The sequence below is a fragment of the Bacteroidales bacterium genome (assembly GCA_018334875.1).
Classification (GTDB): domain Bacteria; phylum Bacteroidota; class Bacteroidia; order Bacteroidales; family UBA12077; genus JAGXLC01.
Map to the genome: position 1 here is coordinate 1 of JAGXLC010000209.1, position 7,495 is coordinate 7,495.

Annotated in this window: 7 protein-coding genes; 6 read left to right on the forward strand and 1 reads right to left on the reverse strand. The window is 42.8% G+C overall.

All coding sequences use genetic code 11. The features are described 5' to 3' along the window. The 3 genes from feoB to KGY70_14450 form a co-directional block, all read left to right on the forward strand. Positions 1-1,779: ferrous iron transport protein B (gene feoB / locus KGY70_14440; GenBank protein MBS3776390.1), on the forward strand; the 1,779-nt coding region annotated here is incomplete at its 5' end. Positions 1,780-1,789: 10 nt separating this feature from the next. Then, positions 1,790-1,981, forward strand: a complete 192-nt coding sequence (locus tag KGY70_14445) for a hypothetical protein (GenBank protein ID MBS3776391.1) — start codon at positions 1,790-1,792, stop codon at positions 1,979-1,981. 34 nt (positions 1,982-2,015) lie between these two features. Beyond that, entirely contained in the window at positions 2,016-2,402 is a 387-nt protein-coding gene (locus KGY70_14450; GenBank protein MBS3776392.1) for a ferrous iron transport protein A, read from the forward strand. Positions 2,403-2,663: 261 nt separating this feature from the next. On the opposite strand, the gene KGY70_14455 is transcribed toward KGY70_14450, so the two are convergent. Then, positions 2,664-3,224, reverse strand: coding sequence for a hypothetical protein (locus KGY70_14455; protein MBS3776393.1), 561 nt, complete (start codon positions 3,222-3,224; stop codon positions 2,664-2,666). A 353-nt stretch (positions 3,225-3,577) separates the two neighbouring features. On the opposite strand from KGY70_14455, the gene KGY70_14460 reads away from it, so the two are divergent. The 3 genes from KGY70_14460 to KGY70_14470 all read left to right on the forward strand — a co-directional run bounded on the left by KGY70_14460 (position 3,578) and on the right by KGY70_14470 (position 6,642). Next, on the forward strand, positions 3,578-3,844 hold the full coding sequence (locus KGY70_14460; protein MBS3776394.1) for a hypothetical protein: 267 nt from the start codon (positions 3,578-3,580) through the stop codon (positions 3,842-3,844). A 126-nt stretch (positions 3,845-3,970) separates the two neighbouring features. Continuing rightward, positions 3,971-5,920: a PAS domain-containing sensor histidine kinase gene (locus tag KGY70_14465; protein MBS3776395.1), complete on the forward strand. Its 1,950-nt coding sequence runs from the start codon at positions 3,971-3,973 to the stop codon at positions 5,918-5,920. 326 nt (positions 5,921-6,246) lie between these two features. Further along, a complete protein-coding gene (locus KGY70_14470; protein MBS3776396.1) occupies positions 6,247-6,642 on the forward strand; it encodes a hypothetical protein in 396 nt (131 codons plus the stop codon). The last annotated feature ends 853 nt before the right edge of the window (positions 6,643-7,495 follow it).

Genomic DNA, 7,495 nt, shown 5'->3' on the forward strand with positions numbered 1-7,495 from the left:
ATCTGGGATTTGCCGGGGATGTATTCATTGCTGCCCATTACGGAAGAGGAAAGGGTTGCCAAACAATCCGTCCTTTTGAACAAGCCCAGTTTTATTCTCCATGTGGTTGATGCAAGAAACCTGAAGAGAATGTTGCCGCTGGCTATGGAGCTTTCGGAAACGGGGCTCAGGGTTATCCTGGTGGTAAACATGATGGATGAAGCGGAGAAAGAAGGCATCAGCATCGATACGGAAAAGCTGTCCAGGGAAACAGGCATCCCTGTCGTACCTACGGTAGCCGTTACAGGAAAAGGGATCAATCAAATTCTGAAACACATTCTGAATTACCAAAGAAACAACCACCATGAGGTCATTCCTTTTGAACCAACCATTGAGGAAAAACTTGGAGACATTCAGGATTTGCTCGACGGGAAGTATTCCTTCCACAAAAGAAGCCTGGCTCAACTGCTTATGCAGGATGACAAGGATGCCCATAGCCTGGTCATGGACAAAGAACCCGAATCTTATGAAGCGATCAAAAACCTCATCACCCATACCCGTAAAGAGATTAAGGAATCACTGATCTATAGAATGAAGATCAGGTTACACGAAGAGGCTGAGCGGATCAGCGAAGAAGTAACGATTCAGGTTAAAAAGAAAAGGCTGCGGATCGGCGAAAAGCTAAGCACCCTTATGACCCGTCCGGTGACAGGTGTACCCATCATGCTTTTGATCCTGTACCTGGTATTCTACCAATTCGTAGGCGTATTCGGAGCCGGAACCGTGGTAGACTTTATTGAAGGTAAACTTTTTGGGCAATATATCAATCCTGCAATAGCAGAAGCTGTACAAAGCCTGACCGGCTCCTCAGCCATCCAACAGTTAATCATCGGGGAGTACGGATTGATCACACTGGGCTTCACCTATGCCATAGCGATCATTTTACCAGTGGTGGGAACCTTTTTCCTGGCTTTTTCTGTTATTGAAGATTCAGGTTATCTCCCCCGGCTTTCACTCTTAATCGACAGGATATTCAAGAAGATCGGACTGAGCGGACGTGCGGTGATACCAATGGTGCTGGGGCTGGGCTGTGATACCATGGCTACCATAACCACCCGCACACAGGAAACAAAAAGAGAAAAGGTTATTGCAACGCTTCTCCTGGCATTGGCCATCCCCTGCTCGGCACAGCTTGGTGTAATATTTGCCCTGCTCTCACCATTCCCCAAAGCTTTGCTTATATGGACCCTGGTAATCATCGCCAACTTCCTGCTTGTAGGATTCCTGGTCTCCAAAATCCTGCCGGGACAAAAGCCTACATTTTTCATGGAACTGCCTCCGCTAAGAACACCTAAAATATCCAATGTACTGACCAAAACCTATGCCCGTATTGTTTGGTACCTTAAAGAGGTCTTTCCCCTGTTTATCATTGCCAGTGTTGTAATTTGGCTGCTGCAGATAACCGGCGTATTCCCATATATTTTGCAGGGTCTGGAACCTCTGGTCAATTCCATCGGCCTTCCCGACAGCACCTCGGATGTCTTCCTTTTCGGTTTTTTCCGACGTGACTACGGAGCTGCCGGATTATACGACATGAAAGAAATGCTGTCGGCAGGCCAATTGACCATCGCCGCTGTTGTACTGACACTCTTTGTACCATGTATTGCACAGCTTATGGTTATGTTCAAGGAAAGGGGTACAAAAACGGCCTTAAGTATATTCCTTTTCGTGCTGGTGCTCGCCTTCGCAATGGGATGGCTGCTCAATTTTGTATTCAACGCTTTTAATATAATGCTTTAAGGAGGTAACCATGATCAAGTGCTCGTTTTGTGGAATGGAATATACGGAAGGACAGGGATATTCGGCATGCGGAAGCTGCCCGATATCCAACTGCAAACTCATCAAATGCCCCAACTGTGGGTATGAGAATGTACCGGAACCCGACTCGCTGAAATTCTTTAAAAATCTGTTCTCCAAAAAGAACAAGACAAAATCAGAATAACCAACAAATCAAGAGTAAAATCAAACCAATAACTATGACAATAAGACATATAGCACTCACAAGAACAATAGCAACCATTCGTTTGTTACACTTTGAATGGGCCGAAAAGATGCTGGCCTTTAACAATGGAAAAGCTCCGGTATTCATGCATAATGATCAAAATCAAACCGATTCACCCGCTGAAGGAGAAATTACGCTGGATATGCTGAAGAAGGGCCAATCAGCGGTGGTAAAACGGCTGATCACGGAAGACAGCAAAAACCTACAAAAACTGCTGGCCATGGGTATCCTGCCGGGAAGGATCGTTAGGGTGCTGCAGCGCTATCCCGTTTTTATACTGGAGATTGACCGAACCCAGGCAGCCATGGACAAGGACCTGGCAAGGAAAATTGTACTGAAAAGCGGGAAGAGGGGAAAATGAGAAGACGGGAAGACGAGAAAACGGGAAGACGGGAAAATGAGAAGAGGAGATATGTAGTTTGAAGATATTGATTCTTGACGGGAATATGATCTTACAGGGAGTTGGTAGAGACACACCATGGTGTGTCTCTCAAAGGTTTGCATGAAGTAGATCCATACGGTAGTAGCAATAAATTATCCCAAGTCATAAATCCATAAATATGACTCAGGATAGCATGATAATAATAACCCAGGGATATAAATCTACCGCCCTTTTACACCATCATTTCTTAGCGGAAAGCAGATCATTCATATACTTCTCCCCTTCTTTGGTAAACTGATAATAAACCTGCCGGCCGACCCTGGAGACCTGTTTGATGATTGTCTCGGACTTTGCCACGTTCTTGATCAGACTGGAGGGGTTGGTTATCTTAATTCCGTTTTCCTTGAGCGTGTTGTTCATATCCCGTACACGGAAAACATTATTCCTGGAATTAAGCTGATTATAAAACCCGGCTATTAAAGCCTTATCCCTGTTCTTTAACCCTTTGGGCAACCTTTTCAGCCATTCGTCAAAGCCTTCTTTAGTCAAAGTTTTGGCCTGGCTCTTTTGTGTTTTTGGAGCGCCTGAAGATTTTTCAGATTTTGGAGCCTCTTTTGTTTCAGAAGGTTCTTCTTTCTGAGCAGCAGGGGTTGTTTCCTTAACAGACTCAGTGATCTTCCGTCCCAGGTTGAGCTCCTTTTCCATTTGTTGATATTGCTTGCCTACAAATTCCGGTGTACCTTCGATGGAAATTTCAATATCTCCAATCCTTAAATGAATCTTTGAACTGTTGTCACTCATAACTTATTGATTTTATAGTAGTGTTTAAATAATGTTTAGCAAAAGTACAAATTTTTTATTGGATTAAATCAATGTATAGTAAAATTTAATAGTTAAAATAGAATGCCGTAATAAAACCAATTCATTTAAACTGGAATACAAAAGGTTTTGTTAATGAATTTTAATATCGGATGATAAATTATAATAGAATATAAGCTCGGCTAAAAACCAAATTCATCTCAAATATTTATTGCAATTCCGAACCGTAAATATTATCTTTGGAGAATAACAACTTGATACAAGTATAAGAAAGCACTACAGACATAAAAAAAGGTGTAAACCGGTCTATATTTTTAATCCAAAAATTCCGTATTATGATCACAGTAAAAAAAGAAGATGAAAATACTTTCCGCGTAAACGTTGAGGAAAGTGGCTCCAGTTCAACCCATACCGTAACGCTGGATGATAAGTATCACAAAAAACTTACCGGCGGAGTTATATCCAAGGAAGACCTCATTAAAAAGTCTTTTGAATTCCTGCTGGAAAGGGAATCCAAAGAATCCATCATGTCGAAGTTTGACCTGACCATTATCAACAAGTTCTTCCCGGAATACGAGTCCTTCATCAGCATGCAGCATTGAGGTTTATGCTCCGGGTAGCTGCAAGGCTATAAATGACCTCTAATTCTGAGAGGATTTTTTTATTAACTTTGTCATTTAAAACAAAGCCAGATAAAAGTAAGCTACTTTTATCAATTCCTTAAGCCTATGCAAGATGACGAGCCATCCCGGGAAACACTCAGGAAAGAGAATGAACATCTAAAAAAGCGCATCCGCGAATTAGAGCAAAAGGAACTGGAAGCCAGTGAAAAATACTATCAAAACATTTACCACAACATTCCAGTCATGCTTCATTCCATCGATTCCGAAGGAAAAATTATTGAAGTCAGCAACCATTGGCTGGAAACAACCGGCTATCAAGGGTATGAAGTAATAAATCGTCCATCCACTGATTTTCTTACTGAAGATTCAAAACAATATGCAAAAAATGTTGCCCTTCCCGATTTTTTCCGTAAAGGATACGCTAAGAACGTGCCCTATCAGTTGGTGAAAAAAAACGGGGAGATCATGGATGTGTTGCTTTCGGCCATATCAGAACATGATGAAAGCGGTAATTTTTTACGATCAATTGCTGTTTTCCATGACATCACCGAACGAAAAAAAGCGGAAGCATCGCTGCGGGAAAGTGAGGAACGTTACCGTACCATCGTGGAAAATACCAACGATGCCCTCATCATTCACGATTTCAAAGGAACAATCACCTTTGCCAATGATAATGCCTGCCAGTTGCTTGGGTATTCCCGGGAAGAACTTTTGAAAACAGGGTTGGAATTAATTCACAGCCCCAATGCACGCCCTTCAATCGAAAGAACCATTAAAAACGAAGCTTGGGAAGAACAAATATTGCTTGAAACAGAGCTAATCAGCAAACAAGATTTGATCATACCCGTTGAGATCAGCAGCAAAATAATTTCTTACAAGGATGAGGGTGAAATTCAGACTTTCATCCGGGACATCACCAAACGGAAACAGGCCGAGCAGGCCCTACGGGAAAGCGAAGAAATGTTCAGGACTTTTGTCAACCATTCCTCCGATGGCATCCGAATGGCTGATGAAAACGGAAAAATAATCTTTGTCAACAAAGCCCATGAAAAAATAACCGGATACCGGGAAGATGAGGTAGTTGGGCAAACCATATGGGATTTCATGTTTTTGCTCGTACCGGAGGCACGCAAAAATCAAGAAAAATATGAGGGTATAAAAAAAGGTTTGACCGATGTGATAAAGGGTCGAGCCGATTATTTATTCGATCAACCTTATGTCATTAATGCACAGACCAGGAAAGGACATTCCATTTATATACAAGATATCGTTTTTAAGATCGAAACTTCTCATGGCAAAAGATTTGGAGCCATTCTGAGAGACATCACCCAATTGAAAAAACAGGAGGAGGAGCTCCGGGAACTCAATGCCACCAAGGATAAACTTTTCTCCATAATAGCCCATGACCTGCGCAATCCTTTCAATTCCATCCTGGGATTTTCGGAGCTGGCTTTGAAGAGCATTAAAAACCAAAATTATGACAAGCTTGAAAAATACTGCGAAACTGTCTATCAATCAGCCCGGCACAGCTTTGATTTGTTGAACAACCTGTTGCACTGGTCGCGGGTGCAGAGGGGCAAAATGGATTTCCAGCCGGAAACCCTGGATATGTCCTCTCTATTAGATAAAATTACCGAACTCATGAAAGCCAATCTGGGAGAAAAAAACATTGCCTTCAGCAAGACAGTGGAACCGGATCTGGCGGTTTATGCCGACCGGTTCATGCTTGAGACCATCCTGAGAAATCTTCTGTCCAATGCCATCAAATTTACTCACAATCAGGGGAGCATTGATATAAAGGCTTACCGGGAAGAAAAACAAACAGTGGTTTCGGTGCAAGATACAGGTGTGGGTATGCCGCAAGAAACTGCTGATAAGCTGTTCTATATTGAAAACACCTTCTCGACACCGGGCACCAACAAAGAGAAAGGTAACGGCCTGGGGCTTATTCTTTGTAAGGAGTTTGTAGAGCAGCACGGCGGTAAGATCTGGGTAGAAAGTGAAGTCAGCCGGGGATCCACGTTCAGCTTTACCATACCTTTTGATAACAGGTAACCCTTTTTATGCCGGACTGCAGAAATGACTGGAATTTAATATTAACAGCAATAGCAAGAAGATTGCCACTTCCTTCAACAATGTAACCATGTTTAATAACATAACAGTCTGACAGCGCTTCTTCTATACCTTATGCCTGGTCTGTTTCCTGGCAATCAAATTTTTTCTACAATTTATTTATTTTTTTTTCCTGAAATATGGTATATTGGGAGGGTCAAATTTTAAACACTAAAAACAGGAGGAATCATGAAAAATCAAATTTCTGTAGAAATGTCTGATGACAGATTAAAAAGAATCGGGACAACCTGAAAGGCATTCAGGATGAAATGCCTTTTTTAATTGACATGACCCCCGAAGAGCGGCAATCACGCTCGGTCATGAACAGTGCCAGAAAGCCTTTTGTAGAAAAAACCATTGCCTATGGTGAAAAAGATCCGCGGATTGTTCCCAATTATGTGGATATTGAGGAGATGAAGAAAAGCATGAAGCTCTATGAACAGCTTGTGGCATTGGGCGCCGAGTTCAAACGTGTTGGAGAGGGTTTATCGGATACTGCGGCCGCAATAGGTGAAAATCTCTGGACGGGAGGACTGAGCATCTACGATTCATCCAAGACGGCCTCCAGGAATGGTGTGCCGGGCATAGATTCCGTTCTTAACGACCTGAAGGCCTTTTTTGCCTGGGACCGTTCAAATGATGAACCCGAGCCGGAGGCAGAATAAACCGGAATGATTGGCAGAGGAACCTTATCCCCGAAGGACCCCCTACCTTGTTAAAAACAAGACAGGGGGTCCTTCTGAACCTACCCAGACCATTTTAAAACCTACCCTGACCATCTAAATAACAGAACCTACCCTGTTCCAAACCTACCCTGACCTTGTAAAAGGGAACCCCGACCTTGTTCCGAACCTACCCCCTGCCAGGTAAAAATCAAATCCGACCTTGTTCCTGACCTACCCTCACCAGGTAAAAAATAAGGTAGAGGTAGTTTCGGAGCTACCCGAACCAGGTATAAAACATAATATGGGGTAGTTCTGAACCTACCCGAACCAGGTATAAAATATCCCCCGGCCATGTTAAGAGCAACCCCATGATATATAAAAAGGAAGGCTTGTTTTGTTCCGAACCTACCCTGACCAGGTATAAAGCAAGGTGAGGGGTAGTTCCAGACCTACCCTGACCAGGTATAAAACATACCCCCCTATGTAGATCGCGGCGTAGCTCTACAAAGGGGGTACCGCGGCGTGGCTCTGCGGAACGGGGAAAGCCATGCGATAGGTTTATGCTTCTTCTGAATCTATACCTATTGCCAGGTTACCTGTTTTTAAATCTTTTTCTGCTTTTTATGTGTGATTTGTTCCTTTAATTCATATCAATTAACTCAGCCAAGGTATTCCGCGGCAGGTTATGTCCGGTAGGGCATCAGCCTGGCCGATAAACTTGATGACCAGGCAAAGTAAGCCACTTTTCTTGAATGTGAATAGAAAATTTGCTAATTTTGCAGGAAACACAAGCTGCTATGAGCAAAAAAGATAAGAACAATAAGGCCAATGAACCGTTATCTGATTATGGTGA

Excerpts from the sequence above, each read along its gene's own strand:
- KGY70_14445 (MBS3776391.1), top strand. The coding sequence starts at position 1,790 with ATGATCAAGTGCTCGTTTTGTGGAATGGAATATACGGAAGGACAGGGA.
- KGY70_14450 (MBS3776392.1), top strand. The coding sequence starts at position 2,016 with ATGACAATAAGACATATAGCACTCACAAGAACAATAGCAACCATTCGT.
- KGY70_14455 (MBS3776393.1), bottom strand. The coding sequence starts at position 3,224 with ATGAGTGACAACAGTTCAAAGATTCATTTAAGGATTGGAGATATTGAA.
- KGY70_14460 (MBS3776394.1), top strand. The coding sequence starts at position 3,578 with ATGATCACAGTAAAAAAAGAAGATGAAAATACTTTCCGCGTAAACGTT.
- KGY70_14465 (MBS3776395.1), top strand. The coding sequence starts at position 3,971 with ATGCAAGATGACGAGCCATCCCGGGAAACACTCAGGAAAGAGAATGAA.
- KGY70_14470 (MBS3776396.1), top strand. The coding sequence starts at position 6,247 with ATGCCTTTTTTAATTGACATGACCCCCGAAGAGCGGCAATCACGCTCG.